The 26,433-nt window shown below is 54.3% G+C and carries 27 protein-coding genes and 1 pseudogene; 16 read left to right on the top strand and 12 right to left on the bottom strand.

Going from position 1 to position 26,433, the window contains the following annotated elements; genetic code table 11:
* Positions 1-17 precede the first annotated feature (17 nt).
* The gene (gene purT, locus IM290_RS14410; RefSeq protein ID WP_193041521.1) at positions 18-1,196 is read right to left on the bottom strand and encodes a formate-dependent phosphoribosylglycinamide formyltransferase; all 1,179 of its coding nucleotides are present in this window, start codon (positions 1,194-1,196) and stop codon (positions 18-20) included.
* Between the two features lie 171 nt (positions 1,197-1,367).
* Here purT and IM290_RS14405 point away from each other — a divergent pair, with 171 nt between their 5' ends.
* Entirely contained in the window at positions 1,368-2,018 is a 651-nt protein-coding gene (locus IM290_RS14405) for a tellurite resistance TerB family protein (protein ID WP_193041522.1), read from the top strand.
* A 75-nt stretch (positions 2,019-2,093) separates the two neighbouring features.
* Positions 2,094-4,169 carry an oligopeptidase B gene (ptrB, locus tag IM290_RS14400; RefSeq protein ID WP_193041523.1) on the top strand — a complete coding sequence of 692 codons (2,076 nt, stop codon included), beginning with the start codon at positions 2,094-2,096 and terminating at the stop codon, positions 4,167-4,169.
* Here ptrB and exoX read toward each other — a convergent pair.
* The 3 genes from exoX to IM290_RS14385 all read right to left on the bottom strand — a co-directional run bounded on the left by exoX (position 4,151) and on the right by IM290_RS14385 (position 5,830).
* A complete protein-coding gene (exoX, locus tag IM290_RS14395; RefSeq protein WP_015570288.1) occupies positions 4,151-4,813 on the bottom strand; it encodes an exodeoxyribonuclease X in 663 nt (220 codons plus the stop codon). The two genes, ptrB and exoX, sit on opposite strands and share 19 nt — an antisense overlap.
* A 24-nt stretch (positions 4,814-4,837) precedes the next feature.
* On the bottom strand, positions 4,838-5,488 hold the full coding sequence (locus tag IM290_RS14390; protein ID WP_015570289.1) for a carbon-nitrogen hydrolase family protein: 651 nt from the start codon (positions 5,486-5,488) through the stop codon (positions 4,838-4,840).
* A 111-nt stretch (positions 5,489-5,599) separates the two neighbouring features.
* Positions 5,600-5,830, bottom strand: coding sequence for a DNA polymerase III subunit theta (locus IM290_RS14385; protein ID WP_003859784.1), 231 nt, complete (start codon positions 5,828-5,830; stop codon positions 5,600-5,602).
* Between the two features lie 136 nt (positions 5,831-5,966).
* On the opposite strand from IM290_RS14385, the gene yobA reads away from it, so the two are divergent.
* Genes yobA through IM290_RS14370 form a run of 3 tightly spaced genes read left to right on the top strand, consistent with a single transcriptional unit; the run spans position 5,967 to position 7,564 of the window.
* Positions 5,967-6,338, top strand: coding sequence for a CopC domain-containing protein YobA (gene yobA, locus IM290_RS14380; RefSeq protein ID WP_017384342.1), 372 nt, complete (start codon positions 5,967-5,969; stop codon positions 6,336-6,338).
* A gap of 1 nt (position 6,339) precedes the next feature.
* Positions 6,340-7,209, top strand: coding sequence for a copper homeostasis membrane protein CopD (gene copD / locus IM290_RS14375; RefSeq protein ID WP_193042394.1), 870 nt, complete (start codon positions 6,340-6,342; stop codon positions 7,207-7,209).
* Positions 7,210-7,225: 16 nt separating this feature from the next.
* A complete protein-coding gene (locus IM290_RS14370) occupies positions 7,226-7,564 on the top strand; it encodes a YebY family protein (RefSeq protein WP_045911187.1) in 339 nt (112 codons plus the stop codon).
* A 125-nt stretch (positions 7,565-7,689) separates the two neighbouring features.
* Here the strand turns inward: IM290_RS14370 and IM290_RS14365 are convergent, their stop codons facing one another.
* Both IM290_RS14365 and IM290_RS14360 read right to left on the bottom strand, forming a co-directional pair.
* Complete coding sequence (locus IM290_RS14365) at positions 7,690-7,887, bottom strand: hypothetical protein (protein ID WP_017693250.1); 198 nt, start codon at positions 7,885-7,887, stop codon at positions 7,690-7,692.
* A gap of 45 nt (positions 7,888-7,932) precedes the next feature.
* A complete protein-coding gene (locus tag IM290_RS14360) occupies positions 7,933-8,913 on the bottom strand; it encodes a VirK/YbjX family protein (protein WP_193042395.1) in 981 nt (326 codons plus the stop codon).
* Between the two features lie 167 nt (positions 8,914-9,080).
* Here IM290_RS14360 and pphA point away from each other — a divergent pair, with 167 nt between their 5' ends.
* A complete protein-coding gene (gene pphA / locus IM290_RS14355; RefSeq protein WP_015570293.1) occupies positions 9,081-9,725 on the top strand; it encodes a protein-serine/threonine phosphatase in 645 nt (214 codons plus the stop codon).
* A 34-nt stretch (positions 9,726-9,759) separates the two neighbouring features.
* Here the strand turns inward: pphA and IM290_RS14350 are convergent, their stop codons facing one another.
* From IM290_RS14350 to yebS, 4 genes are all read right to left on the bottom strand, one after another.
* Positions 9,760-9,999 carry a YebV family protein gene (locus IM290_RS14350; protein ID WP_003859885.1) on the bottom strand — a complete coding sequence of 80 codons (240 nt, stop codon included), beginning with the start codon at positions 9,997-9,999 and terminating at the stop codon, positions 9,760-9,762.
* A 107-nt stretch (positions 10,000-10,106) separates the two neighbouring features.
* Positions 10,107-11,570, bottom strand: a complete 1,464-nt coding sequence (gene rsmF / locus IM290_RS14345) for a 16S rRNA (cytosine(1407)-C(5))-methyltransferase RsmF (protein ID WP_040117784.1) — start codon at positions 11,568-11,570, stop codon at positions 10,107-10,109.
* Between the two features lie 56 nt (positions 11,571-11,626).
* Complete coding sequence (locus tag IM290_RS14340) at positions 11,627-14,260, bottom strand: PqiB family protein (protein ID WP_193042396.1); 2,634 nt, start codon at positions 14,258-14,260, stop codon at positions 11,627-11,629.
* Positions 14,229-15,512 (bottom strand): membrane integrity lipid transport subunit YebS, encoded by a 1,284-nt coding sequence (gene yebS / locus IM290_RS14335; protein WP_193042397.1) that lies wholly within the window; start codon positions 15,510-15,512, stop codon positions 14,229-14,231. The genes IM290_RS14340 and yebS overlap by 32 nt, the downstream gene beginning before the upstream one ends.
* A 132-nt stretch (positions 15,513-15,644) precedes the next feature.
* Here yebS and IM290_RS14330 point away from each other — a divergent pair, with 132 nt between their 5' ends.
* The 4 genes from IM290_RS14330 (at position 15,645) to htpX (ending at position 20,068) form a co-directional block, all read left to right on the top strand.
* The gene (locus IM290_RS14330; protein ID WP_193042398.1) at positions 15,645-16,142 is read left to right on the top strand and encodes a GAF domain-containing protein; all 498 of its coding nucleotides are present in this window, start codon (positions 15,645-15,647) and stop codon (positions 16,140-16,142) included.
* A 96-nt stretch (positions 16,143-16,238) separates the two neighbouring features.
* Positions 16,239-16,925: an RNA chaperone ProQ gene (gene proQ, locus IM290_RS14325; protein ID WP_003859895.1), complete on the top strand. Its 687-nt coding sequence runs from the start codon at positions 16,239-16,241 to the stop codon at positions 16,923-16,925.
* A gap of 19 nt (positions 16,926-16,944) precedes the next feature.
* Positions 16,945-18,993, top strand: a complete 2,049-nt coding sequence (prc, locus tag IM290_RS14320; protein ID WP_015570296.1) for a carboxy terminal-processing peptidase — start codon at positions 16,945-16,947, stop codon at positions 18,991-18,993.
* A gap of 193 nt (positions 18,994-19,186) precedes the next feature.
* Entirely contained in the window at positions 19,187-20,068 is an 882-nt protein-coding gene (gene htpX, locus IM290_RS14315; RefSeq protein WP_015570297.1) for a protease HtpX, read from the top strand.
* A gap of 51 nt (positions 20,069-20,119) precedes the next feature.
* Here the strand turns inward: htpX and IM290_RS14310 are convergent, their stop codons facing one another.
* Positions 20,120-21,493 (bottom strand): MFS transporter, encoded by a 1,374-nt coding sequence (locus IM290_RS14310; protein WP_193042399.1) that lies wholly within the window; start codon positions 21,491-21,493, stop codon positions 20,120-20,122.
* 178 nt (positions 21,494-21,671) lie between these two features.
* Here IM290_RS14310 and kdgR point away from each other — a divergent pair, with 178 nt between their 5' ends.
* On the top strand, positions 21,672-22,463 hold the full coding sequence (gene kdgR, locus IM290_RS14305) for a DNA-binding transcriptional regulator KdgR (protein ID WP_015570299.1): 792 nt from the start codon (positions 21,672-21,674) through the stop codon (positions 22,461-22,463).
* A 63-nt stretch (positions 22,464-22,526) separates the two neighbouring features.
* Here kdgR and IM290_RS14300 read toward each other — a convergent pair whose 3' ends face one another.
* On the bottom strand, positions 22,527-22,766 hold the full coding sequence (locus IM290_RS14300; RefSeq protein WP_017384332.1) for a YobH family protein: 240 nt from the start codon (positions 22,764-22,766) through the stop codon (positions 22,527-22,529).
* Positions 22,767-22,926: 160 nt separating this feature from the next.
* Between IM290_RS14300 and mgrB the strand changes: the two genes are divergently transcribed.
* From mgrB to ftsI, 5 genes and pseudogenes are all read left to right on the top strand, one after another.
* A complete protein-coding gene (gene mgrB, locus IM290_RS14295) occupies positions 22,927-23,070 on the top strand; it encodes a PhoP/PhoQ regulator MgrB (protein ID WP_003859906.1) in 144 nt (47 codons plus the stop codon).
* Between the two features lie 74 nt (positions 23,071-23,144).
* Positions 23,145-23,432, top strand: a complete 288-nt coding sequence (locus IM290_RS14290; RefSeq protein ID WP_017693259.1) for a YebO family protein — start codon at positions 23,145-23,147, stop codon at positions 23,430-23,432.
* Positions 23,433-24,101: 669 nt separating this feature from the next.
* Positions 24,102-24,246, top strand: a pseudogene (locus IM290_RS14285) (DUF2627 domain-containing protein).
* Between the two features lie 12 nt (positions 24,247-24,258).
* Positions 24,259-24,468, top strand: a complete 210-nt coding sequence (cspE, locus tag IM290_RS14280) for a transcription antiterminator/RNA stability regulator CspE (RefSeq protein ID WP_001062678.1) — start codon at positions 24,259-24,261, stop codon at positions 24,466-24,468.
* A gap of 216 nt (positions 24,469-24,684) precedes the next feature.
* Positions 24,685-26,430: a peptidoglycan glycosyltransferase FtsI gene (gene ftsI, locus IM290_RS14275; RefSeq protein WP_032648589.1), complete on the top strand. Its 1,746-nt coding sequence runs from the start codon at positions 24,685-24,687 to the stop codon at positions 26,428-26,430.
* Positions 26,431-26,433: the final 3 nt, after the last annotated feature.

The raw sequence follows: 26,433 nt of genomic DNA, 5'->3' as shown, positions 1-26,433 counted from the left end.
CCTTTCGGCCCGTTTTTTTATCCTGCTACGCTGACGTTCGCAGCCGCTCTTTTTGCTCTCGCGACGGCTTCGTCCACATTTTCCCCGGTTGCTAATGCCACGCCCAGACGACGGCTTCCGTCGATCTCCGGTTTGCCGAACAGCCGGACCTGCAAGCCTGCGCCAACCGCACCTTCGACGTTATCAAAGGTGACATTCTGGCTGGTCAGCTGCGGCAGGATCACCGCCGAGGCTGCCGGGCCGTACTGACGGATGCCGCCAACCGGCAGGCCGAGGAAAGCGCGTACGTGCAGCGCGAACTCGGAGAGATCCTGTGAAATCAGCGTTACCATCCCGGTATCGTGCGGGCGAGGGGAGACTTCGCTGAAGATCACCTCGTCGCCGCGAACAAACAATTCCACGCCGAACAGGCCGTAGCCGCCCAGCGCCAGCACCGTCTTGCGGGCGATCTCCTGCGCGCGTGCCAGCGCCAGCGCGCTCATCTGCTGCGGCTGCCAGGATTCGCGATAATCGCCGTCTTCCTGCCGATGACCAATCGGGTCGCAGAAATAAACGCCATCCACGGCGCTGACGGTGAGCAGGGTAATTTCAAAATCAAACTTCACCACGCCTTCCACGATGACGCGCCCGGCACCGGCACGGCCGCCCTGCTGAGCATAGTCCCAGGCGTTGTCCACTGTGCTGCTGTCGCGGATAAAGCTCTGCCCTTTGCCGGAGGAGCTCATTACCGGCTTAATGATGCACGGGTAGCCAATCTCCTCTACGGCCTGGAGAAACGCAGCTTTATCCCCGGCAAAACGGTAGCTGGAGGTCGGGAGCTGTAATTCTTCTGCCGCCAGGCGACGAATGCCTTCCCGGTTCATGGTCAGTTTTGCCGCAGTGGCGCAGGGCACCACGCGCTGCCCTTCCTGTTCAAGGGCAATCAACATCTCAGTGGCAATGGCCTCAATTTCAGGTACCACGAAATCCGGTTTTTCGTCGGCAATTAACGCCCGCAGCGCATTACCGTCAAGCATATCGATGACGTGCGAGCGATGCGCGACGTGCATGGCGGGCGCATTCGCGTAACGGTCCACCGCAATCACTTCCACACCCAAACGCTGGCATTCAATGGCCACTTCTTTACCCAGTTCACCCGATCCCAACAGCATGACGCGCGTCGCGGCGGGACGCAGCGCGGTTCCTAAACGAGTCATAAAAATCCCCCTGAAAAAGATGCGGGCAGTATAAACGAAAACGTTTGCGTCTGTCTTGTATGGGGATAACCGGACAGGGGTGAAATTTGCGCTTCTTTAGCACTGACAGACATTTCCTGACACCCGCTCGCTTAGGCTGTGAAGGTTACGCACTGTTACGTGAGGAAAAATATGTCAGGCTGGATGAATCAACTGCAATCCCTGTTGGGACAAAAAGGCTCGTCGTCCGGCGAGCAGGGTCTGAGCAAGCTGCTGGTGCCGGGTGCGCTCGGCGGGCTGGCCGGTTTGCTGGTTGCCAATAAATCATCGCGGAAACTGCTTACCAAATACGGTACCGGCGCGCTGCTGGCGGGCGGAGGGGCTATTGCAGGCTCCGTCTTATGGAACAAATACAAAGACAAGGTGCGCAGCGCGCATCAGGATGAACCGCAGTACGGGGAGCAGGTATCGCCGTTAGATTTACGCACCGAACGTCTGATCCTCGCCCTGGTCTTTGCGGCCAAGAGCGACGGGCATATTGATGCCAGTGAACGTGCCGCAATTGAACAGCAGATGCGGGAAGCGGGCGTTGAGGAGCAGGGCAGGGCGCTGGTGGCGCAGGCCATCGAACAGCCGCTTGATCCGCAGCGTCTGGCGCAAAGCGTGAAAAACGAAGAAGAGGCGCTGGAACTCTATTTTCTGAGCTGTGCCGCCATCGATATCGATCACTTTATGGAGCGCAGCTACCTGAACGCCCTGGGCGATGCGCTGAAGATCCCACAGGACGTTCGTGAGGGAATTGAGCAGGATATTCAGCAGCAGAAGCAGACCCTCGTGGGCTAGAAGGCCATGTTTCGCTTGCATCATACGCGTGTTTTGCCAACCTTATAGGATGTAAAACGAAAAAGTAAGAATGCCATGCCTCCAAAAGCCCGACGTACTCCTTATGCGATCACCACGCATGGCGATACGCGTATAGATAACTACTACTGGCTGCGGGACGATTCTCGTTCCCGGCCAGAGGTGCTGGACTATCTGCACGAGGAAAACGACTATGGCCGCCAGGTCATGGCCAGCCAGCAGGCGCTTCAGGATCAACTTCTGAAGGAAATGGTGCAGCGTATCCCCCAGCGTGATGTCTCTGCCCCGTGGTGCAAGAACGGTTATCGCTATCGCCATATTTATGAGCCGGGAAACGAATATCCCCTCTACCAGCGCCAGTCTGTGCTGAGCGCCGAGTGGGATGAATGGGAGATCCTGCTGGATGCCAACAAACGTGCTGCCCACAGTGAGTTTTATACGCTGGGAGGCATGTCCATTTCCCCCGATAACGCCATTATGGCGCTGGCTGAGGATTACCTCTCCCGCCGCCAGTACGGTTTGCGTTTCCGCAATCTTGAAACGGGAAACTGGTATCCCGAAATGCTGGATAATGTCTCCCCCGATTTTGTCTGGGGTAACGATTCAGAAACGGTCTACTACGTTAAAAAGCATGTCTCAACGCTGCTGCCTTATCAGGTCTGGCGTCATACGGTGGGGACCGATTCCGCCGACGATGAACTGGTGTATGAGGAAAAAGACGAGACGTTCTATGTCAGCCTGCACAAAACGTCGTCTCGCCACTACGTGATCATTTTCCTCTCCAGCGCCACCACCTCAGAAGTGCTGCTGCTGGATGCAGAGCTGCCGGATGCGCAGCCTCTGTGCTTCCTGCCGCGCCGTAAAGATCATGAGTACAGCCTGGATCACTTCCAGCACAGCTTTTACCTGCGTTCGAACCGCGAGGGCAAAAACTTTGGCCTTTATAAAACCAAAGTGCGCGATGAACGCAAATGGGAAGTGTTAATTCCCGCGCGCGATCAGGTGATGCTGGAGGGGTTCACCCTGTTTACCGACTGGCTGGTGGTGGAAGAGCGTCAGCGCGGACTGACCAGTATCCGCCAAATCAACCGCAAAACCCGCGAAGTGGTGGGCATTGCGTTCGATGACCCGGCTTACGTAACGTGGATCGGCTTTAACCCGGAACCGGAATCGTCCCGCCTGCGGTACGGCTATTCGTCGATGACCACCCCGGATACGTTGTTTGAACTGGATATGGACACCGGGCAGCGTCAGGTGATTAAACAGGCTGAGGTCCGGGGTTTTGAGTCGGAAAATTACCGCAGTGAGCACCTGTGGGTGACCGCACGCGACGGCGTTGAAGTCCCAGTGTCGCTCGTCTATCACAAGGCGCACTTCAACAAAGGTAAAAACCCCATCCTCGTCTATGGCTATGGCTCCTATGGCTCCAGCATGGACGCCGATTTCAGCAGCAGCAGGCTGAGCCTGCTCGACCGCGGTTTTGTTTATGCGATTGCCCATATTCGCGGCGGCGGCGAGCTGGGTCAGCACTGGTATGAAGACGGAAAATTTCTCAAAAAGAAAAATACCTTTAATGACTACCTTGATGTTTGCGATGCGCTGATCGCGCAGGGTTATGGCGATCCGCAGCGCTGCTTTGGCATGGGGGGCAGCGCCGGGGGCATGCTAATGGGCGCCGTGATCAACCAGCGGCCTGAACTGTTTAAAGGCGTTATCGCCCAGGTGCCGTTTGTGGACGTGGTGACGACCATGCTGGATGAGTCCATTCCACTGACCACCGGGGAGTTTGAGGAGTGGGGGAACCCGCAGGATGAAACCTATTATCGCTACATGAAAGAGTACAGCCCGTACGATAACGTCGAGGCGAAAGCCTATCCGCATATGCTGGTGACCACCGGCCTGCACGATTCCCAGGTACAGTACTGGGAGCCCGCGAAATGGGTGGCGAAGTTGCGTGAGCTGAAAACTGACGATAATTTGCTGCTGCTGTGTACCGATATGGACTCGGGGCACGGAGGGAAATCAGGGCGATTTAAATCCTATGAAGGGGTGGCGCTGGAGTACGCCTTTTTGATTGGCCTGGCGCAGGATACGCTGCCAGGCCGGGCGGGGACTCAGGCTTCGCCTAAATAATGCTTCAGCGTCAGGCGCAGTTCCGGGCTCATTCTGTCGAGGTTGTTGTACAGCCAGCGCAGATAGCCCGGATCTTTGTCCGCCACTTCCGATACTGGCTTCCCGCGATATTTTCCGAACGTAAAGGTGGTCAGTAGCGCGGGGCGCCCGGTAATGGTCGCCATATCGTCTGGCGTCCAGCCGGAAGTATTCATGATATCAATCAGGAGCGCTGCGGTGATGTAGCAGTCGTAAAGAGCGCGGTGATGATGCAGCCCTTCCGGCGTCCGCACGCTGAGTTTACGCGACTTATACAGCGCCATATTGCTGTATTTGATCCCCGGCCACAGACGGCGCGCCAGCTTCATAGTGCAAATCCATTCGCCGGGCATCTCCGGCAGCACGCGGCGGTCAAAGCTGGCGTTATGGGCCACATACCACTGGCTACCGTGGTAAAGAGGGATGATCTCTTCAATCCACGGCTTATCCGCCACCATCGATTCCGTAATACGATGTATCGCCATCGCCTGCGCACTGATGGGACGATCCGGGCGCACCAGATGGCTCATGGGGTTGACAATCTTTCCGTCAATCACGTCGACAGAAGCGACTTCCACAATTCCACCCTGCAAATCACAGGTTTCGGTATCGATAACGCGCAGCATTGATCGCTCCTGATCCAAAAATGCCTAGCCTAATGGAATGATATCGCCTTGCCAACCCTGTTGGCCTAAAGAACCGGTTAGCAGCAGTTCTCCCTTATCGGCACGTACGATCAGCTGACCTTTTTCATCCCATAACGCGCTACCGCCGCGCGCGTTCGCCATTAATACCGCGATGGCGTACTTGTGCGCGAAGCGTTGTAACGAACCGATGGATTGCCGCCAGCGATGCTCGCCCACGGCCAGGCTGCTGGTGAACAGCGTTGCCTCCGGGTCCAGTTCCGGGGCGTCAGCCTGGTTATCCACGATGGTTAACCGTTTATCGCCAGGAATAACACCCGCACCGTTGCCCTGCGGATAACGCCGAATGGTCGACAGGTTAGGGGTGAAAAGCGCGAGTCCTTTCTGGGGCTGGCCGTGTTGCTGGAGCGTAATACCAGCAATCACCGTGATGAAACGTGACTGGGCGGCGTGAAGGAGGGGGGCAAGCTGCAAATCGTCAGGGGGTGGGGGTAAGGATGTTCCGCCTGGGCCGGTAAGCGAAAGCTCCGGAAAGACGATCAAATCGCACCCATGCCAGGCAGCCTCGGCAATAAAGTGCAGGTGATGTTTTACGTGCTCATCAACACAGTTGTGCCGCGGGGCATACTGAGCCGCGGCAATATTCCATCGTGACATCGTGACTTCCTTATACACTAAGTCGCTGGGATTTTAAGATTACACCTAAATTTATCAGGGTTTTCTTATCCTGCCACATAACGCGTAAGGAAGTGTAACGAGACGTTAAGCTTATTTAACTTTAGGTTCGTACGGCAGGCGCGAGAGATTGACGGAGGCGAGGCGATGCGCAATGAGACGTTCGCGAAACCAGTCGCGCAGATGCGCGGGTTGTTCACGCTCTACCACTTCAGCCACGACGGGCATGTTGTAACGCTCTTTGAATGCGACCCCCGCGGCGGCGAGATCGACATTCACTTTGTCCATCTCGTCCTGAGGAAGGGCGGCCAGATTAACGTTCATTTCCTTCTCCTTTTCTGCGGCGGCAACGTTACCGCGATTGTTCAACGATGACAAGGGAGCAAAGGATGTTCCTCGACTCGTTAATTATACAGAGTTATTCTTTAGCATTCAGGCATAACGAAAAGGAATGATTGTGATGCATTTTACCCCTTCCCGTGTCGCGTGCGCGCTGGCATTTCTGCTCTCTTCAGCCATCACGCCCTCAGTTCTGGCCCATGCGCATCTTAAGCAGCAATCCCCGCAGGAAAATACCGTTGCGGTGGCACCAGAGGTCATTACCCTGAACTTCTCGGAAGGCATTGAGCCTGCCTTCAGCGGCGTGGTGGTGACGGACGCGCAGCAGCACAAGATCCAGACCGGCGCGGTGAAGCGTGACGAGAAGGATAACGCAAAGCTGATTGTTCCTCTTGAGAAACCGTTGACGTCCGGCACCTACACGGTGGACTGGCATGTGGTCTCCGTGGATGGCCACAAAACCAAAGGCAGCTATCACTTTAGCGTGAAATAGCATGCTGACCCTGAGCTACGTCGCGTTACGCTTTATCCATTTTGCTGCGCTGATGCTGCTTTTCGGCAACGCGCTTTACAGCGTCTGGTTTGCGCCGTCTTCGTTGCAGCGCCTCATGACCCGGCGTTTCCAGCGGCAGCAGAAACTCGCGGCCTTAATCAGCCTGATAGCGGCTCTGCTGATGTTTGGCCTGCAAAGTGGGTTGATGGGCAACGGCTGGGGCGATGTCATTCGTCCGGCGGTCTGGCGCAGCGTGCTGGGAACGCAATTTGGCGGCGTCTGGTTGTGGCAAATGGTGCTGGCCGCTGTGACTGCGGGCGCTGCATGGCTTACCCCGCAAAAAGGCTCACGGCTGTTACTGCTCGCGATGGGGCAGCTGGTGCTGCTGGCGGGCGTGGGACATGCCGCGATGAACGGTGGCGCACCGGGAGCGTTGCATCGTCTCAACCATGCGCTTCACCTGCTCTGCGCCGCGACCTGGGTGGGTGGTTTACTGCCGCTGCTGTTTTGTATGCGTCTGGCGAAAGGCCGCTGGCAGCCAGCCGCTATCTTTACCATGATGCGCTTCTCCCGCGTGGGGCATTACGCCGTGGCAGGCGTGCTGCTGACCGGGATAATCAATACGCTCTTTATTGTTGGCATAAACGTGCCGTGGCAGGCGCCTTATGTCCAGCTGTTGTTGTTCAAATGTGCGCTGGTCATGATGATGGTGGCAATTGCGCTGGCGAATCGGTATTTTCTTGTGCCACGCTTTCGCCCGGAGTCCGGGCGGGAACAACAGATTTTTATCAGGATGACACAGGCAGAGGTGGTGCTGGGCGCGCTGGTACTGGCGGCCGTCAGCCTGTTCGCGACCTGGGAACCCTTCTGACAAGGTTAAATAACATATGAAAAAGACACTGCTTTCTCTTTTACTTCTCACCTGTGCCAGCAGTGCGTTAGCCGCGCCGCAGGTCATCACTGTCAGCCGGTTTGAAGTGGGTAAGGACAACTGGGCATTTAATCGTGAAGAAGTCATGCTTACCTGCCGTCCCGGTAACGCGCTGTATGTCATCAATCCCAGTACGCTCGTGCAGTATCCGTTAAATGACGTGGCGGAGCAGCAGGTTGCCAGCGGGAAAAGTAACGGACAGCCTGTCAGCGTGATCCAGGTAGATGACCCGGCAAACCCCGGGCAGAAGATGAGTCTGGCACCGTTTATTGAGCGCGCTGAAAAGCTCTGCTAGCCGTCAGGTTTCCAGTAAAAAAAAACCGCAGGTGCTTGTAAAAGCTCTGCGGTTTTTCACATTTAGTGATGTTATGACGCTTTTTTTCAGACCACTTTTGCTGTGGACTGGAAAACCTGACGTCGTCATCTATTCTTAAAGGGCAAGGCGATTGAGCCTGCATTAATGCCAACTTTTAGCGCACGGCTCTCTCCCAAGAGCCATTTCCCTGGACCGAATACAGGAATCGTATTCGGTCTCTTTTTATCTGCTTGAAAATAAACGATAAAATCCGGTTTTCGTCTCAGCAGAAGGTTCACTTCCTGTGCGCCTGCTTCAAACATACCACAACCCGGCAGGCGTAAGTCCAGTCCTTTTTGGCTGTTTTGTTAAATCTTTGTTTGTATTTTGCCTGAGACGATTGCGGGATCAATGCGCGCATGTACGGAAGCCGCAATATCATCAAGTAACGCAAAGCGGCGACGGTATTCGGCGCGTTTTTTGCTGGCAATCTCATCCAGTGCTTTACGCTCCATCTGAAGCGGCAACTGCCAGCAGAAGGGGGAGAGTTTCTTTCCGTTCAGGCCTTCCCAGAACTCGTCGTAGCTGGCGTGAAAATGACGGCCTTTGCTCAGACGGTAGCGCAGCGCGCGGAAAACATGGCCTTCATCGCTGACGGCAAAAATCGCGCTAATGTTCGAGCGTGAGGCAAGCTGGAAGATCACCTCCATCAGCACGCGTTTCGGGAAAAGCCCATGGCAGGCACGGGTAGCCTGCTTAATCACCTCCCGTGAAACATGACGACGTGGACCCTGAAGGCCGCCGATCACCAGCACCGTACGGCCGTTACTGCGTGCGACACAGAACGTCAGGCTGGCAAGCAGCGTATTGTCATTGTCGTGCAGCCAAAGCGTGCTTTCGCCTTCGCGTTCGGCCTTACCTGCGGACGAGGCGTGGACGGTATAGATTTCGCCGTTTTTTGCCTCGAACCGGACAACTGGCACCTCTTGCGGGCTGGTCAGCGCGTGGGCGAGGGCGATGTTTTTCAGACTATCAATCCACTGATAGTGGCTGACGATAGCATCGGCCCGGTCGTTTGAGTTCAGGCCGCGCATCAGATACTGGCGGTGAGTTTTGCTCGGCAAGGTAATTTGAGAGGTGAGCAGCTTGTCGAAATCATCGCGCCCGGACAGGGCCTCCAGCATGCGATGGGTGGAGGACCAGAATAAAAGCGAGCGTAGAAGGAACTTTAACCGGTAATCACGTTTGTGCCAGATTGGGCCGGGAACGCGTTTTCCTCTCACCAGTTCAGAAATAATATTTGTGCGATGCGGATAAAAAACATCGTTTTGCAGGTGTATGTTTGACACGTGAAAATCCCTCTTTTTATTCCGCTCTATTTTAAAGGCCAGGGAATAAGGGATTAATAGCGCAGCGATCTTTATTTCCTGCTGGTTTATGGTTTGTTTGGATTCGCAAAATCCAACGCCAGCTCATGACATTTTCTGTGGCAGCTATACTTCTTACAGGAGGCGTTATGTATCAGAAAATAGAGGGAGAACACTGGCGTCATGTCTGGGTTGTCAGCGATATTCATGGTTGCTATCAGTGGCTTATGGATGAGCTGAAACGACGGCATTTTAATCCTGATACGGATCTGCTGATCTCGGTGGGGGATATTATCGATCGCGGGCCTGACAGCGTAAAATGTTTACAGCTGATGCAGGAAAACTGGTTTTATGCGGTACGCGGTAATCACGAGCAAATGGCGTTAGATGCGCTTGAAAATAATGATTTTAGTCTCTGGTCGATAAATGGCGGTAACTGGTTTACCGGGCTTAAGGACGCTCAACAAAAACAGGCGAAGGGTTTACTCGATGCGTGTCGGGACTTACCGCACATTATTGAAATAACCTGCAAAAACGGTCTGAACGTGATTGCTCATGCGGATTATCCCTCCGCCGAATATGGCTGGCATAAGCCGGTGGATGCCCAGCGCGTGCTGTGGGATCGCGACCGGTTAATGGGCTTTATGGTGGGCAAAGGGCAGGGCATTAGCGGCGCGGATCACTTCTGGTTTGGACATACGCCTGTGGACAAACGCTACGATTTTAACAATCTGCACTACATTGATACGGGGGCAGTATTCGGGGGCTTTCTGACGCTGGCGCAGCTTCAGTAATAAATAACCCGCCTTCGGGCGGGTTCTCTTTGGGTCAGGCAAGACGCAAGACCCAGGCATCGGTTTTACTGTCGTAATGCTCACGGTACAGAACGGAATGTTCCCCATCTAGGATTGCCGGGACGCTGGTATCTGCATCCCAGGCGTCCAGCTGCATGCACAAATCCGGATCGGATTTGCAGGGAATACTTAACGTTCGTTCGCCTTGTGATTCGCCGCGCAATTCAGCGTCGTCGATTTCAAAAGCGCCAATGCGTACGCTGGTTTTCGTCATAATGCTCTCCGGTTTGTTGCCCCAAAATCTGGTATGACCAGTGCAGTCACCCATTTTTGATCCTAGACAAGGAGAGCGAAATCGCCAGTAAAAAAATGCGCTTTTTTTCAGGCGCTGCGGTTGTTACCGGTAAACAGGCGGCCATCGCGTACCAGTTCGCGCGGATAGCTGTTTTTCAGCCGCGAGCCGACTTTTTTCGCCAGCCCCAGCGGATAGCCCTGATACGTCACGATGACTTCATCCTGTGACGGGCCGTCTTCCGGGTAAACGTCACGACCGCGATACCACTCTTCCGCTTCCTGATGCGTCAGGGCAAAGGTGTTCTCACTGCCGGCCAGCGCAATGACCGCTTCGTGCTGCCAGCGATAGCCTTTGTTGTGGATCTCCGCCAGGCGAATACCGAGGCGGGAGAAACGCACCTTACCAATCAGCGGTTCGATGTTGACCGGGAACAGCCACAGCTCTTTGTCACGCATCCAGAGGCGCAGGCTCTCATCCCAGTGCAGGCCGACTTTGCTCGCAGCCGCTTGCGCCTGTGCCGCCTCACGGCCTTTGACCGGCGCGAACGGGAAGTTGCCGACCTTAAACTTAGGGGCAGGCAAGGGATCGACGGCGCGGGTTTTACGCAGACGGGCAACAAAGAAGCCTTCGCAATCGTAAATCTGCGGGAAGACATGCAGGAAGCCTTCAGGCGTGGCCGCATGACTGGCCGAGTCGAAGAGGGTGTCCAGCGGCAGAAACTCGACGGCATCCGCATAGCGTTGCTTGAGCCACAGGCAGACGTCCTCGTTTTCATCGCGATTCAGCGTGCAGGTAGAGTAAACCAGCGTCCCGCCTGGGCGCAGGGCATGAAACGCGCTGTCGATCAGTTCGCGCTGCGTGGCGGCGATCTCCAGGTTGCTTTCAACGGACCAGTTTTTTAACGCATCAGGATCTTTACGCACCACGCCTTCGCCGGAGCAGGGCGCGTCGAGCAGGATGGCATCAAAGGCTTCCGGCAGGGCAGCGCCAAACACGCGACCATCGAAGTGCGTTAACGCGACGTTGTGGATCCCGCAGCGGCTGATATTGGCGTGCAGGACTTTAACGCGGCTGGCGGAAAATTCGTTGGCGAGGATCGCGCCGCGGTTGTTCATCCGGGCGGCAATCTGCGTGGTTTTAGAGCCCGGCGCCGCCGCGACATCCATAACCCGCTCAGGCTGGTTCCCGTCGGCAAACAGCGCAGCAACCGGCAGCATGGAGCTGGCTTCCTGAATATAAAACAGCCCGCTCAGGTGCTCGGCGGTGCTGCCGAGCGGCAGGCTCTCCTCGTCATCCCGTTCGATCCAGAAACCCTCTTCACACCACGGCACTGGCGTTAATTGCCAGCCGTAGGGGGAGACGAGATCCAGAAACGCCCCGACGCTGATTTTCAGCGTATTGACGCGAATACTCCGGCGCAAAGGGCGCTGGCATGCGGCGACGAAATCGTCGAAAGAGAGATGAGCTGGAAGCGCCTCGCGCATCTGTGCGAGGAATTGTTCGGGAAGAAATACGGAGTTTTGAGCCACGGGCACACCACAGGGAAACATTCAGGTGCGCAGTGTAACATAAAGGCTCCGGCGCGTTGACACCGGAGCCTGCGAGATTAACGCGGCAGCGCCGTTCCCCATTCGCGCCACTCTTTCGGTTCACTTTCCAGCAGCAGGAAGTGTTTACCTGCCTGCGCCTTAGGCGCCAGAGGCGTGCCAGGCGGCGTCGCGAAGGCAATGCCGCCGCGAATGAACTGATTAAAGGTCCCCGTTTTGACCACGCCACCGGTCAGGCCGAAGTCCAGCGAGTAGCCTGAAGCGAGCCAGAACACCGAGTTGTTGCGCACCAGATGCTGATAACGCTGGCTGATGCGCAGGCCGACCATCACGCGATCGGACAGATTACCCAGCGTCAGGCTTGTTACTGTCCCTACTTCAATGCCGCGGAACAGGACCGGCGTACCGATGCCCAGCGAACCGGCTTCCGGCACTTCAACCACAATGCTCAGACCGTCCAGATAACGGGAGTCGGTGATGGTGGCCTCCTGCAACTCAAATTCACGACGTGCGTTGCCGCGACCCGGTTCAACGTTAATGTACGGCTGAAGTATGGTATCGAGATGCTCAACCCCTGCGGCAGAAATTTGCGGCGTAACTACCGAGAAGCGCGAGCCTGCCCGGGCGAACGTCTGCACATATTCCGGATAAAGCACGGCGGTCGCCTGCACTTCGTTGCGCGCGGTGATCAGCGTCAGCTTCTGGACCTGCCCGATATCAATGCCGAGATAGCGGATGGGCATGCCTTCTGCCAGTTTACCGGCATCAAAGGTGTGCAGGGTAATCTGGCCCCCGACCGCGCGCGCCGCGGTTTCGGACGGGAAGAGGATCCGCTTGTCACCTTTACGCATGTTGCCGCCGGCGCCGCTCAGGTTATCGAAGCTGATCGCACCGCGCAGGGCACGGGAGAGAGGCGATGCCTGTACGGTCAGCCCGCTGCCGTTGAGCTGCACTTTCGCGCCACCCTCAGCCCAGAACACGCTGTTTGGCGTGAGCAGCTTGCGGTACTCCGGCTTGATATGCAGTTCGATATCAAACGCGTCCGCACGAGGACGAACGGTGATCACTTCCCCCACCTCAAACTTACGGTAAAGCACGACGGAGCCCGCCTGGACATCCGGCAGCGTTTCAGCGCTTAAGGTCAGCGTGGTGGTTGGCAGGTCGCCGAGGCTATTTTCAATGGCTTTGTCCAGATTGGCGAACAGCGGATAGCTTTCGCGCAGCGCACCTTTGCTGCCCGGCAGAATGCGGATCCCGCCGTTAACCCACTCACTGGCGCTGGCGCCGAGGAACTCAACCCCGTCCAGACCCACCTTCACGTCGACCCGACTGTTAACCACAAATTTACTGTCGCCGTGGACCAGGTTGCCGTACTGCGGATCGATGGCGGCGGAGAAGGAGACCCCTTTTTCCGAAAGCTTACGTTCGAGGACCTGGCCCACCTGCACACCGTGCAGGATCAGCGGTTGCCCGGCTTCAATACCGTAGCTTTCCGGTGCATTCAGCGTAACCGTCAACACGCCGGGTTTTTGCAGCAGGGCTTTATCCGCCGGCGCGATAACAAAGTTTTTGTTCGGCGCACCTTCGCCGGGGATCAGCTCAAAGGTGCTTCCCGTCAGCAGAGAGCTGATGCTGGCGTCGCTGAGGGAGAGCTTCGGATTACGCAGTTCAATGCGCGTTTTTTCCCGCAGGAGATCCACCACGCTCGGATCCACCGTCATTTCGCCGGTAACGGAACCGCCCGCATTGAGGGTTAATTTTGTCAGTTGCCCGACCTCTAAACCCTGGTACATCAGCGGGGTCGAACCGGCTTTAAGGCCTTTGGCATCCGGCAGGGTCAGCTTGACGATGACACCGCGCTGGCTGTGCGCCAGGTCGGCGTACAGGCCAAAGGTATCTTCTGCGGCGGCAGGGCTGGAGTTAGCAGGTGAGTCAAAGGCGATAGCGCCATTCACCAGCGCCGCCAGGCTCTCAAGCTTCACTTTCGCACCGCTTAAGCTCAGGTCGGCATCGACGCCTGAGACGTTCCAGAAGCGGCTGCCTTTTTTCACCAGGTTGGTAAAACGGCGCTCGATGAGTACATCAATGGTCACGCCATCTTTGTTCGGGTTAATGGCGTAGTCGTAAACGCGGCCTACCGGAATTTTGCGGAAATAGACCAGAGAACCACTGTTCAGCGAGCCCAAATCCGGCGCGCGGAGATGGATCATCAAATCGCCGTTATCCAGCCGATATTTCGGCTGGGTATCCAGCGCAACAAAGTGATCCTGTGGCTCACCTTTGCCGGGCATCATGCCGATATAGTTACCGCCCACAAGCGCATCCAGCCCGGAAACGCCGGCCAGGGAGGCTTTAGGCGTGACCAGCCAGAACTGCGTTTCGGCACGCAGGGCATCCTGCATATCAGACTTAATGCTCGCCCGGACCTGGATTTTGTTCAGCCCTTTGCCAAGGGAAATATCCTGCACGGTACCCACTTCCACCCCCTGGAAGCGAACGGGGGTACGTCCGGCGACAATGCCGTCCGCAGACTGGAAATCAATCGTGATGGTACTTCCGCGATCTTCATAGCTCGTCCAGATAAGCCAGCCTGCGATCATCAGCGCGATGACAGGCAGCAACCAGAATGGCGAAATGCGGCGTTTTGTTTTAATTCTCGCTTCAGTCGGAGAAGCGGGCGTTTCCTGACTCATGTGCGTCCCAAAGTAAGCGGCTGTCCAGCCATTCCACTGCAAGAATAGTCAATATCACCGCAGAGCCGAAATAAAAAGCTGCGGGTCCCATGGTAAAAGCAAGTAACTGATCGCGATTGATGAGCGACATCATCAGCGAAATCACGAACAGATCCAACATCGACCAGCGACCAATCCAGGTCACAAATCGCAGAAGCAGGATGCGGGTGCGTAGTCCTTGTTCGCATTTAAAGTGAATGCTGATAAGCAGCGTAAACATCACCACCACTTTGGTAAAGGGCACCAGAATACTGGCGATGAAAACAATGGCGGCGACCCCCACGTTACTGTGCGCCAGAGAGATAATCCCCGAAAGGATAGTATCTTCCTGACGGGCGCCGTTCACATAAATTACGGAGATCGGCAGCATGTTGGCCGGGAACAAAAATACCAGGGAGGCGATTAGCGCCGCCCAGCACTTTTGCAGGCTGTTGTTGCGTCGCAATCTTAACGGAATGTGGCAGCGTGGGCATCTCCCGCGTTTATCCGGAAAACCGGTGTAATGGCAGCCCAGGCAGACGCGCAGGTTTTCATCAGGCCGGGTCGCGGGGCGCTGCGGGTAAAATCGCTCCCAAAGCTGTTCAACATTCAGATGAATCAGAGTCAAAATACTCAGCAGGACCAGTGAAATAAACGCGAAAAGGCCAATGCCGGGTTGTAAAAACGCATAATCCTGCACCTTGATGGAGGCCACGCCAATGCCTACCAGATAGATGTCCAGCATCACCCACTCCTTGAGCTTTTCCAGCATGAGCAGGACAGGGCGCAGGTTCATCCCCAGAATGTTGCCAAACCACAGGTAGGCAATTGCCGCGACCAGCACCAACGGCGCGCCGACGACGCAGAACAGCACCATGGCGGCCGTAAGCGGATCGCCCTGGCGCGTCATCTGCCAGATCCCCTGCAACACGTTAGCGTCAATACGCACGCCAAGCATGTAGAGCTTTAACAGCGGCTCGGTCCAGGCGAAGGGCATCAGCAGTAGCATGGTGACCGCCATTGCCGCCAGACGCGTCAATGACCAGTCCCGGCCATCGCGGATTTTGGCATCGCAGCATGGACAAAAAGCACTTTGGTGCGATTTCATCTTCGGCAACATAAAAAGCGTATCGCACTGGGGACAACGCTGATAATGTGCACGGGGCAGAGCCTGGCTTACCGTACGGACAACGATCTTTCGTGTCGGCGTAATTTGGGGTGTTTTTAGGGCCATCAGTCGCACACAGATTAGTATTGTTGAAAGTTATAATAACTCATGAACGGATTCATCTTGAGCATGAGCGCATTTAATGCTTATTTTAATAGGCTATGCGGTAACTATGTAAGATAACTAAGTGGTTGAATAATGAACAAAACAGAATTCTACGCGGATCTGAATCGCGATTTTAAGGCATTAATGGCAGGGGAAACCAGTTTCTTAGCCACTCTGGCAAATACCAGTGCGTTACTGTTCGAACGCCTTTCTGACGTGAACTGGGCGGGCTTTTATCTGCTGGAAGGTGACACGCTGGTGCTGGGGCCTTTCCAGGGTAAACTCGCCTGCGTACGCATCCCGGTAGGTCGTGGCGTGTGCGGTACCGCAGTGGCGACCCGTCAGGTTCAGCGTGTCGAAGATGTTCATGCGTTTGACGGCCACATTGCCTGCGATGCCAGCAGCAATTCTGAAATCGTACTGCCGCTGATGGTTAAAAATCAGATTATTGGCGTTCTGGATATCGACAGCACGGTCTTCAGCCGCTTTACTGCCGAGGATGAGCAGGGGCTGCGCGCATTGGCCGCAAACCTGGAAAATGTTCTGGCAGAGACCGATTATCATAAATTCTTTGCGAGCGTCGCAGGATAATCAACGGATAACGTAGCATTTACTGATAGCGTCATTATAATGTCGCCTGTTCATGCCTGCGCTTGTTGGCAACGTCCGTTGTAATCAGGAAATTTCATGGAAAATCAACCTAAGTTGAATAGCAGTAAAGAAGTTATCGCATTTCTGGCCGAGCGTTTCCCGCAGTGCTTCAGCGCTGAAGGTGAAGCGCGTCCTCTGAAAGTCGGTATCTTTCAGGATCTGGTCGCGCGCGTTGAGGGGGAGATGAACCTCAGCAAAACGCAGCTTCGTTCTGCCTTGCGCCTTTATACCTCGAGCTGGCGTTACCTGTACGGTATCAAGCCGGGTGCGACCCGTGTCGACCTTGACGGCAACCCGTGCGGTGAGCTGGACGAGCAGCACGTAGAACATGCGCGTAAGCAGCTTGAAGAAGCCAAAGCTCGCGTGCAGGCACAGCGTGCGGAACAGCAGGCGAAAAAACGCGAAGCCGCAGCGGCAAACGGTCAGGAAGACGCCCCTCGTCGCGAGCGTAAACCGCGCCCGGCACCGCGTCGTACTGAAAATAACGATCGCAAACCGCGTGCTGACAAACCCGCAGCTAAAGCCCCACGTGCGCCGCGCGAAGAGCCGCGTCACACCCCGGTTTCTGACATCAATGCGCTGAGCGTAGGTCAGTCTCTGAAGGTGAAAGCGGGTAACAACGCGATGGACGCCACCGTACTGGAAATCACCAAAGATGGCGTTCGTGTACAGCTGACTTCTGGTATGTCAATGATTGTACGCGCAGAACACTTGTTGTTCTGAAACGGAGGCCGAGCCTGGCATGAACACTTTTTTTAAGCTCACCGCGCTGGCTGGCCTGTTTGCTATAACAGGCCACGCTTTCGCTGTGGACGATATTACGCGTGTTGATCAAATTCCGGTGCTCAAGGAAGAGACTCAGCACGCGACGGTGAGTGAGCGCGTGACGTCGCGCTTTACTCGTTCGCACTATCGTCAGTTCGATCTCGATCAGGCCTTTTCGGCCAAAATCTTTGACCGTTATCTGAACTTGCTGGATTACAGCCATAACGTACTGCTGGCCAGCGATGTCGAACAGTTCGCTAAACGCAAATCCGAAGTGGGTGATGAGCTGCGCTCCGGAAAGCTCGATCTGTTCTACGATCTGTACAACTTATCGCAAAAGCGCCGTTTTGAGCGTTATCAATACGCGCTGAAAGTGCTGGAACGTCCGATGGACTTCACCGGCAACGACACCTTTAATCTGGACCGCAGCAAAGCGCCATGGCCGAAAGACGAGGCTGAACTGAATGCGCTGTGGGACGGAAAAGTCAAATATGACGAACTGAGCCTCAAGCTTACAGGCAAAGACGAGAAAGAGATCCGTGAGACGTTAAATCGTCGATACAAATTCGCTATTCGTCGTCTGGCGCAGACCAACAGTGAAGATGTTTTCTCGCTGGCGATGACCGCGTTTGCGCATGAAATTGATCCGCACACTAATTATCTCTCTCCACGTAACACCGAACAGTTCAATACCGAAATGAGCCTGTCTCTGGAAGGTATCGGTGCTGTGCTTCAGATGGACGATGACTACACCGTAATCAACTCCATGGTGGCCGGTGGCCCTGCGTCGAAAAGCAAAGCGATCAGCGTAGGCGACCGTATTGTCGGTGTGGGTCAAACCGGAAAGAGCATGGTGGACGTGATTGGCTGGCGTCTTGATGATGTTGTTGCGCTGATCAAAGGGCCGAAGGGCAGCAAAGTTCGCCTGGAGATCCTGCCAGCCGGTAAGGGGACTAAAACCCGTATCGTTACTCTGACCCGTGAGCGTATCCGTCTGGAAGATCGCGCGGTGAAAATGTCGGTGAAAACCGTGGGTAAAGAGAAGGTTGGCGTTCTGGATATCCCAGGTTTCTACGTCGGCCTGACCGATGATGTGAAAGTGCAGCTCCAGAAGCTTGAAAAGCAGAATGTCAGCAGCGTGATCATTGACCTGCGCAGCAACGGCGGCGGGGCGTTGACCGAGGCCGTCTCGCTTTCCGGGCTGTTTATCCCGTCTGGCCCGGTGGTACAGGTGCGCGATAACAACGGTAAAGTGCGTGAAGATGCCGATACCGATGGTGTGGTCTACTATAAGGGTCCGCTGGTGGTGCTTGTCGATCGCTTCAGCGCCTCTGCATCGGAAATCTTCGCTGCTGCCATGCAGGATTACGGCCGGGCATTAATCGTCGGCGAACCGACGTTTGGCAAGGGCACCGTTCAGCAGTACCGCTCTCTGAACCGTATTTACGACCAGATGCTGCGCCCTGAGTGGCCTGCGCTGGGCTCAGTACAGTACACCATTCAGAAGTTTTACCGCGTCAACGGCGGCAGTACGCAGCGCAAAGGCGTGACGCCGGATATCATGATGCCGACAGGTACCGAAGAGACGGAAACGGGCGAGAAGTTTGAAGATAACGCGCTGCCGTGGGATAGCATTGATGCCGCGACATTCGTGAAATCAGGTGATATGAAACAGTTCGGACCGGAACTGCTGAAAAATCACAACGATCGCATCGGGAAGGATCCGGAATTCCAGTACATCATGAAGGACATCGCGCGTTTCAACGCTTTAAAAGCGAAACGGAACATTGTGTCTCTGAACTACGCCCAGCGTGAGAAAGAGAACAATGAAGATGACGCGACACGTCTGGCGCGTATCAACGATCGCTTCAAACGTGAAGGCAAGCCTCTGCTCAAAAAACTGGACGATCTGCCTAAGGATTACCAGGAGCCCGATCCGTATCTGGACGAGACGGTGCATATCGCGCTTGATCTCGCGAAGCTGGAAAAAGAGAAACCCGCCCTGCAACCTGCTCCGACAAAATAATCCCCCAACAGGCACAAGAAATTGTGCCTGTTTCTTTATGTACCTCCTCCTTCCGTCAGGCAGATTTCCAATTGTGTAAAGTTGTGTCTTTCTGGTGACTTACGCCGTCTGGATGCTTGAAAATAGCCGTAATACCCATACGATGTGGGTAATCGCATAGTGCGTTTTGTTAAACTGAGGTTAAAAGAATATTATGATGCGAATCGCGCTCTTCCTGCTCACCAACCTGGCGGTGATGGTGGTATTCGGGCTGGTGCTAAGCCTGACGGGAATTCAGTCGAGCAGCGTTCAAGGTCTGTTGATTATGGCGCTGCTGTTTGGTTTCGGTGGCTCTTTCATTTCACTGCTGATGTCCAGGTGGATGGCACTGAAATCCGTGGGCGGTGAAGTTATTGAGCAACCGCGTAACGATATGGAGCAGTGGCTGATGAGCACGGTTGCTCAGCAGTCAAAGCAGGCGGGCATTGCCATGCCGCAGGTAGCCATCTACCACGCGCCGGATATTAACGCGTTTGCTACCGGTGCGCGTCGTGACGCGTCCCTGGTGGCCGTCAGTACCGGCCTGCTGCAAAACATGAGCCGTGACGAAGCGGAAGCGGTTATTGCTCACGAGATCAGCCATATCGCCAATGGCGATATGGTCACCATGACCCTGATCCAGGGCGTGGTGAACACCTTCGTTATCTTTATTTCTCGTATTCTGGCACAGATTGCTGCCGGGTTTATGGGTGGCAACCGTGATGAGGGTGAAGAGAGCAACGGCAACCCGCTGATCTATTTTGCTGTTTCAATGGTGCTGGAGCTGGTGTTCGGTATCCTGGCAAGCATCATTACCATGTGGTTCTCCCGTCATCGTGAGTTCCACGCGGATGCCGGTTCCGCGAAACTGGTGGGTCGTGAAAAGATGATTGCTGCGCTGCAACGTCTGAAAACCAGCTACGAGCCGCAGGAAGCAAACAGCATGATGGCCTTCTGCATCAACGGCAAATCAAAGTCGCTGAGCGAGCTGTTTATGTCTCACCCGCCGCTGGATAAACGTATTGAAGCGCTGCGTAGCGGCGAATACCTGAAGTAACGTAATCGGGTTGAAAAGAACCGGGCTGGAGCCATTCTCCGCCCGGTTTTTTTATGCCTGCGCCTTTGGCTGGGTGACGCGAAGGCCGCTAATGACAGCCGCGAGGGTCGCCAGGGTCCCTGCGGTAATCAGCGCAACGTGTGTCGCATTCTGCCCGGCAAGGTTAAACATCAACGCCACCAGTGCGGCCCCGGTGCTTTGCCCCAACAGTCTTGCCGTGCCCAGCATCCCGCTGGCGCCACCGCTGCGATGACGTGGGGCAGAGGTGATAATCGTGTGGTTATTAGGGGACTGGAACAGACCAAAACCGGCCCCGCACAGGATCATGCGCCAGATAATATCCAGATCCCCCGGCGAGGAGGGCAGGAGCGCCAGCGCAAACAGTCCCACCGCCATGACAACCAGCCCAATCGCCCCCAGAAGCCCGGCATGGACGCGCTCAATAAGGTAACCGGCCAGCGGGGCCATCACCATGGTTGCCAGAGGCCAGGGCGTGAGCAGCAAGCCTGTCTCCACTTCTGAACGGCCAATCACGCTCTGCAAAAAGAACGGCAGCGCAACCAGCGCCAGCATCTGGGCGCAGAACGAGCAAATGGAGGTACAAATGGATAGCGAAAACAGCGGAATACGCAGCAAATCCACCGGCAGTAGCGGCACGGGCAGCGCCAGCTGACGTCGTACAAAGAAAAAGCCGATGATAAGCATGGCAACGATTTCTGCGGCAATGAGCGACAGAGACTGTCCCTGCGCAAATCCGCTCAGCGCGGTAATCAGCAGGCCAAAAGTCAGCGCGTTCATCACGGCGCTGGGCAGATCGAAACGTGGCATGGTGCTTTTCGGACCATTTTCCGGAAGATAGCGCAGGGCGAAGAAGATCGCCACAATGCCCAGCGGCACGTTAATGGCAAACAGCCACTGCCACGAGGCAACGGACAGGATGGCGGCGGCAATCGTTGGCCCGGCGGCGGACGACACGGCCACAATAAAGGAGTTAATGCCCATGCCGCGCCCCAGGTGGCGGTGAGGATAAATAAGCCGTATCAGGGCCGTGTTCACGCTCATTAGCGCCGCGCCGCCAAAGCCCTGCGCGATTCGCGCCAGCGTAAGGGTGTGCAGTGAATCTGAAAGGGCACAGAAGAGCGAGGTGAGGGTAAAGACCACCAGCCCGCACTGGTAAACCCGGCGATAACCAAACATATCGCCCAGGAAAGAGAGTGACAGAAGGGAAATCACAATCGCTATCTGGTACGCGTTCACAATCCAGATGGAGCTTGCCGGCGAAGCATTAAGGTCTTTGGCAATGGTCGGAAGAGCCACGTTGGCAATCGCACCGTCAAGGACAGCCATCGAAATACCGATGACAATAGTGGCAATTGCCCCGTACCGCTGCGGTAAGGGCAGGCCATCAGAAACGTTTTTTTGCATGGGAAAAGAATGACTCAGCGTGAAATTATTTTCAGAGTAACTATTTTAGCATCGTTATTTCGGTTTTATGTCGCAGATTTGTAACGAAGTAAACCCAGATAGATTGCAGCACGCATCACACGAATTTATAATAAAAACCGGTTCTGATTTTTATAAAACACTCTCCATGAGGTGATAAATGGCAATCGCAGATTTGGATAAGCAGCCAGATTCTGTTTCTTCCGTGCTGAAGGTGTTTGGCATCTTGCAGGCGCTCGGAGAAGAGCGTGAAATTGGTATTACAGAGTTGTCGCAGCGTGTGATGATGTCGAAAAGCACCGTTTATCGCTTTTTGCAGACGATGAAATCATTGGGTTATGTCGCGCAGGAAGGAGAATCAGAAAAATATTCTCTGACCCTGAAACTGTTTGAACTGGGCGCCCGTGCCTTGCAGAACGTGGATCTGATCCGCAGCGCTGACATTCAGATGCGTGAACTTTCACGACTGACGAAAGAGACAATTCACCTCGGTGCGCTGGATGAAGACAGCATTGTTTACATCCACAAAATTGACTCCATGTACAACCTGCGCATGTATTCACGCATTGGTCGTCGTAACCCGCTGTACAGCACCGCAATTGGTAAAGTACTGCTGGCCTGGCGCGATCGCGAAGAGGTGAAGCAAATCCTTGACGGGGTGGAGTACAAACGCAGCACCGACCGCACGATTACCAGTACGGAAGAACTGCTGAGCGTGCTGGATAAAGTGCGTGAGCAGGGTTACGGGGAAGATAACGAAGAGCAGGAAGAGGGGCTGCGTTGCATCGGTGTGCCGGTGTTTGACCGCTTCGGCGTTGTCATTGCGGGCCTGAGCATTTCGTTCCCAACGCTGCGTTTCTCTGAAGAGCGTCTTCATGAATATGTGGCGATTCTGCATACCGCAGCGCGCAAAATTTCAGAGCAGATGGGCTATAACGATTATCCGTTCTGATCGACGCCACCAATAAAAACGCCGCACTTTTGCGGCGTTTCTGTAAGCGAAGTTCAGCGCTGATTAACCGTTATCAACTACAACAGATGATTTACGCAGCACAGGACAGTTGGTTAACCCGATGATCCCGCTGTCGGAATGGATGTACTGAGCCGTGCTTATCCCCTGGGCGGTAAGATATTTACACTGGATACCCAGACCCGCGGCATTTTCTTTGCTCCCCATTAATACGCCGTACCCACTTAATAACAGGCCGATCCAGACAATGGCCAGTACAATTACTGTACGAATAAGTAAACGCATCGTTGCCTCTTTTTTCTTTGTTGTCATAGAGTAAGCGTAACGGCTTTACGCAGTGAAACAAGTGCATGATTCCGAAAAGCGTCTGTTGAAGGTACAGTTAGCCCCTGTTTAAGATAACCGTGATAACCTGGCTGTATCAGGTCATAAGACGGAGTGTGGAGTGAAAAAAATACGCTGGGTAATTCTGATTATAGTGTTGATAGCATGCGTGGTGCTGTGGACGCAGACTATCAATGTGATGTGCGATCAGGATGTACAGTTCTTTAGCGGCATTTGTTCAATCAATAAGTTTATCCCCTGGTAGAGACCATTTTTACGCTGAGTGATGTCCTTACGCGGCGGCAGTGGTAAAATAGCGGTTTTTACTGAGGTGGTGAAATGGGTGAGTTACTGAATTCGGGGCTGCTGAGCATTGCATCCCTGGTAATGTCTTTGGTGGTGCTGGTCGTTGGGCTGGTGCTGTGGTTTTTCGTTAACCGCGCCAGCTCCCGCACAAACGAACAGATTGAGCTGCTGGAAGCATTGCTCGATCAGCAGAAACGGCAGACTGCGCTGCTGCGTCGTTTGTGCGAAGCCAACGAGCCGGAGGAGAAAGCGGTACCGAAGGACGCTGTTGCTCAACAACAAGACGAGGAAGACTTCATTCGCCTGGTAGCTGAACGATAGTTTGCCCGGAGCGGGGAGGTGGCCTGACGTACGGCGTAAATCCCCTCCCTTATCAAATGCATCCCACAACATCCCTGCATTTAATTAAGCAGCAGTTAACTCATGTTTTAGCACACTGAAAACTGGCGAATATTTATCCTTATTTAACAAATTCAGTTTCGTTGAATAAATAGTGTGCTTTATCTTTCCTGAAGTGTTTTATTTTTATCGAAACGTTTTGCTTGCCTTGTTTTGAGGCAGAGTCATAAAAATTTCATTATTTTGGTGCAGAATAACACTTATTAAATGGTGGTTTTTAATACAGTTAGCAAAATGTAATTAACATCGTATATTCCCTGACACATGTTGGTGCGTTGCAATGTTTTCAGCATAACTTTTCACAAAATGTTCTAACTCAGTCATTCCTATAAAGAAATTCTGGGATTGGGATGGACGCTTTGAAATGATTGAGCTATGTTTAAAAAGTCTTTGATTACAGGGCGCGTCAACGCACCCTGCGGGCAGTGAGGTCAGGTGGCGCTTCATTTGACAATTCGCATAACTGTGCAGATTGTTATGGAGTAACGTCTGAATTTGTGCGGCGGATCGAGACACGTTTAAAAATGGCTTGCCATATTAAACGTTGTGTGTGATAACACGTTTTGGGTCAAACGAGGTACAGTTCTGTTTATGTGTGGCATTTTCAGTAAAGAAGTCCTGAGTAAACACGTTGTCGTTGAATACCGCTTCTCTGCCGAACCTTATATTAGTGCCTCAAGCAGTAATGTCTCAGTTTTATCTATGTCAAAGCCCGCGGGCTAAGAAAACACTCTAAGGAATTTTGCAAATGGCAAAGATTAAAGGTCAAGTTAAGTGGTTCAACGAGTCTAAAGGTTTTGGTTTCATTACTCCTGCTGACGGTAGCAAAGACGTGTTCGTACACTTCTCTGCAATCCAGGGTAACGGCTTCAAAACTCTGGCTGAAGGCCAGAACGTTGAGTTCGAAATTCAGGATGGCCAGAAAGGCCCAGCTGCGGTTAACGTAACTGCTATCTGATCGAATCACTGCTGACTGAAGCGCTCAGCGCTTCGATCTCAGACATAAGCCTCGCCGATGCGGGGCTTTTTTATTCGCTTATTTTTCAAAATATTACGTAATCCTCCTCTGTTATTATCTTGTTGCAAACCCGCGAGATTATTAGCATTGTTTTCCCGCCTTATTATCCGCTTTTCCCGTTAAATCAGGGCGTTGATTAACAGCCCTGGGGTTAAGGTGAAAAAAAAGACAATAACCACCACCGGAAATTTTACTCCGGCACGTTTTGCACTTCTGTGTCTCGCCATCTTTTGTAGCCTTGCGTTTCTGCTGGGCCGCGTAGCGTGGCTACAAATTATCAAACCGGATAATCTGGTGAAGCAGGAGGATATGCGCTCCCTGCGCGAAGTGGCGATAGACGCCCCGCGTGGGATGATTGTTGACCGTGAAGGGCGACCCCTTGCGGTGAGCGTACCCGTCCAGGCCGTCTGGGCCGATCCCAAAACAGTGCTGGAAAAAGGGGGGATCGGTTTTGACTCGCGCTGGCAGGCCCTGGCAAATGCCTTACACCTTTCTCTGAGCACGCTCGCATCGCGAATTAACAGTAACCCGCACGGGCGATTTATTTACCTGGCCCGTCAGGTTGATCCCGCCCAGGCAAAGTGGATCGATAAGCTGCGTCTCCCCGGCATCAACCTTCGCGATGAGTCCCGCCGCTTTTATCCTGCCGGGCACGTGGCGGCGAACCTGATTGGCTTCACCAATATTGATGGTCAGGGCATTGAGGGCGTCGAGAAAAGCTTTAACACGCAGCTTACCGGGAAGGCAGGCGTGCGGCTGGTCAGGAAAGATCGCTACGGACATGTGGTGGAGAACCTTACGGAGGTTGCTCCCGTACCTGCACATAATATTCAGCTTAGTATCGATGAACGCCTGCAAACTATCACCGAAGACGCGCTGGATAATGCCGTGGCGTGGAACAAAGCCGAGTCAGGCGCGTCGGTGCTGATTAATATCCGGACGGGCGAAATTCTGGCGATGGCGAGCTTCCCCGACTTTAATCCCAACAACCGGGAAGGGGCAACGCTGGATGATTTTCGCAATCGCGCGATCAGCGACACCTTTGAACCTGGCTCGACCGTTAAGCCTCTGGTGCTGATGACGGCGCTACAGCAGGGGCTGGTACAGCCTGACAGCGTGATAGACACGCATCCCTACACCATTGATGGTCATCGTATTCGTGATGTGGGCTACTACCCCGAGCTGACGATGACCGGGATTTTGCAAAAATCCAGCGACACAGGCGTATCCCGTCTTTCGCTGGCGATGCCCGTGCAACGGTTACTGGATACCTATAAAAACTTTGGTTTTGGCGAGAGTACCGGGCTTGGTTTAACGGGAGAAAGCGCAGGTTTACTGCCGCAGCGAAAATTCTGGAGTCAGTTAGATCGGGCGACCTTTGCCTTTGGGTATGGCCTGATGGTAACCCCCCTCCAGCTGGCGCATGTGTATGCCACCATCGGCAGCTACGGCATTGAACGGCCTCTGTCCATCACCCGTATTGACCCGCCGGTGATTGGCAAGCGGGTGATGCCCGAGGAAATTGTTCACGAGGTGGAACATATGATGGAGAGCGTTGCGTTACCCGGCGGTGGCGGGGTCAAAGCGGCGGTGCGTAACTATCGCGTGGCGATAAAAACCGGGACGGCCAAAAAAATCGATGAACATGGTAAGTATGTGGATAAATACGTCGCCTATACCGCAGGCGTTGCGCCTGCCAGCGATCCCCGTTTCGCGCTGGTGGTGGTGATCAACGATCCGCAAAACGGTGCCTACTATGGCGGGGCCGTTTCTGCGCCCGTGTTCAGCGAAATTATGGGTAACGTCCTGCGCCTGGAAAACGTGAAGCCAGACGGGCTGCCGGCAGATTCTGACCATCTGATCGTGATGCGTCACCCAGCCGTTTATAACCCTGGCGAATAGCGG

The organism is Enterobacter cloacae complex sp. S1 (assembly GCF_014930525.1).
GTDB classification, from domain to species: domain Bacteria; phylum Pseudomonadota; class Gammaproteobacteria; order Enterobacterales; family Enterobacteriaceae; genus Enterobacter; species Enterobacter hormaechei_C.
Note: the sequence above shows the minus strand (reverse complement) of the source record. Positions and strands in the feature narration are given on the sequence as shown.

Coding starts and splice junctions, on each gene's coding strand:
- purT (WP_193041521.1), bottom strand. CDS start 1,196: ATGACTCGTTTAGGAACCGCGCTGCGTCCCGCCGCGACGCGCGTCATG.
- IM290_RS14405 (WP_193041522.1), top strand. CDS start 1,368: ATGTCAGGCTGGATGAATCAACTGCAATCCCTGTTGGGACAAAAAGGC.
- ptrB (WP_193041523.1), top strand. CDS start 2,094: ATGCCTCCAAAAGCCCGACGTACTCCTTATGCGATCACCACGCATGGC.
- exoX (WP_015570288.1), bottom strand. CDS start 4,813: ATGCTGCGCGTTATCGATACCGAAACCTGTGATTTGCAGGGTGGAATT.
- IM290_RS14390 (WP_015570289.1), bottom strand. CDS start 5,488: ATGTCACGATGGAATATTGCCGCGGCTCAGTATGCCCCGCGGCACAAC.
- IM290_RS14385 (WP_003859784.1), bottom strand. CDS start 5,830: ATGAACGTTAATCTGGCCGCCCTTCCTCAGGACGAGATGGACAAAGTG.
- yobA (WP_017384342.1), top strand. CDS start 5,967: ATGCATTTTACCCCTTCCCGTGTCGCGTGCGCGCTGGCATTTCTGCTC.
- copD (WP_193042394.1), top strand. CDS start 6,340: ATGCTGACCCTGAGCTACGTCGCGTTACGCTTTATCCATTTTGCTGCG.
- IM290_RS14370 (WP_045911187.1), top strand. CDS start 7,226: ATGAAAAAGACACTGCTTTCTCTTTTACTTCTCACCTGTGCCAGCAGT.
- IM290_RS14365 (WP_017693250.1), bottom strand. CDS start 7,887: ATGTTTGAAGCAGGCGCACAGGAAGTGAACCTTCTGCTGAGACGAAAA.
- pphA (WP_015570293.1), top strand. CDS start 9,081: ATGTATCAGAAAATAGAGGGAGAACACTGGCGTCATGTCTGGGTTGTC.
- IM290_RS14350 (WP_003859885.1), bottom strand. CDS start 9,999: ATGACGAAAACCAGCGTACGCATTGGCGCTTTTGAAATCGACGACGCT.
- rsmF (WP_040117784.1), bottom strand. CDS start 11,570: ATGTTTCCCTGTGGTGTGCCCGTGGCTCAAAACTCCGTATTTCTTCCC.
- IM290_RS14340 (WP_193042396.1), bottom strand. CDS start 14,260: ATGAGTCAGGAAACGCCCGCTTCTCCGACTGAAGCGAGAATTAAAACA.
- yebS (WP_193042397.1), bottom strand. CDS start 15,512: ATGGCCCTAAAAACACCCCAAATTACGCCGACACGAAAGATCGTTGTC.
- IM290_RS14330 (WP_193042398.1), top strand. CDS start 15,645: ATGAACAAAACAGAATTCTACGCGGATCTGAATCGCGATTTTAAGGCA.
- proQ (WP_003859895.1), top strand. CDS start 16,239: ATGGAAAATCAACCTAAGTTGAATAGCAGTAAAGAAGTTATCGCATTT.
- prc (WP_015570296.1), top strand. CDS start 16,945: ATGAACACTTTTTTTAAGCTCACCGCGCTGGCTGGCCTGTTTGCTATA.
- htpX (WP_015570297.1), top strand. CDS start 19,187: ATGATGCGAATCGCGCTCTTCCTGCTCACCAACCTGGCGGTGATGGTG.
- IM290_RS14310 (WP_193042399.1), bottom strand. CDS start 21,493: ATGCAAAAAAACGTTTCTGATGGCCTGCCCTTACCGCAGCGGTACGGG.
- kdgR (WP_015570299.1), top strand. CDS start 21,672: ATGGCAATCGCAGATTTGGATAAGCAGCCAGATTCTGTTTCTTCCGTG.
- IM290_RS14300 (WP_017384332.1), bottom strand. CDS start 22,766: ATGCGTTTACTTATTCGTACAGTAATTGTACTGGCCATTGTCTGGATC.
- IM290_RS14290 (WP_017693259.1), top strand. CDS start 23,145: ATGGGTGAGTTACTGAATTCGGGGCTGCTGAGCATTGCATCCCTGGTA.
- cspE (WP_001062678.1), top strand. CDS start 24,259: ATGGCAAAGATTAAAGGTCAAGTTAAGTGGTTCAACGAGTCTAAAGGT.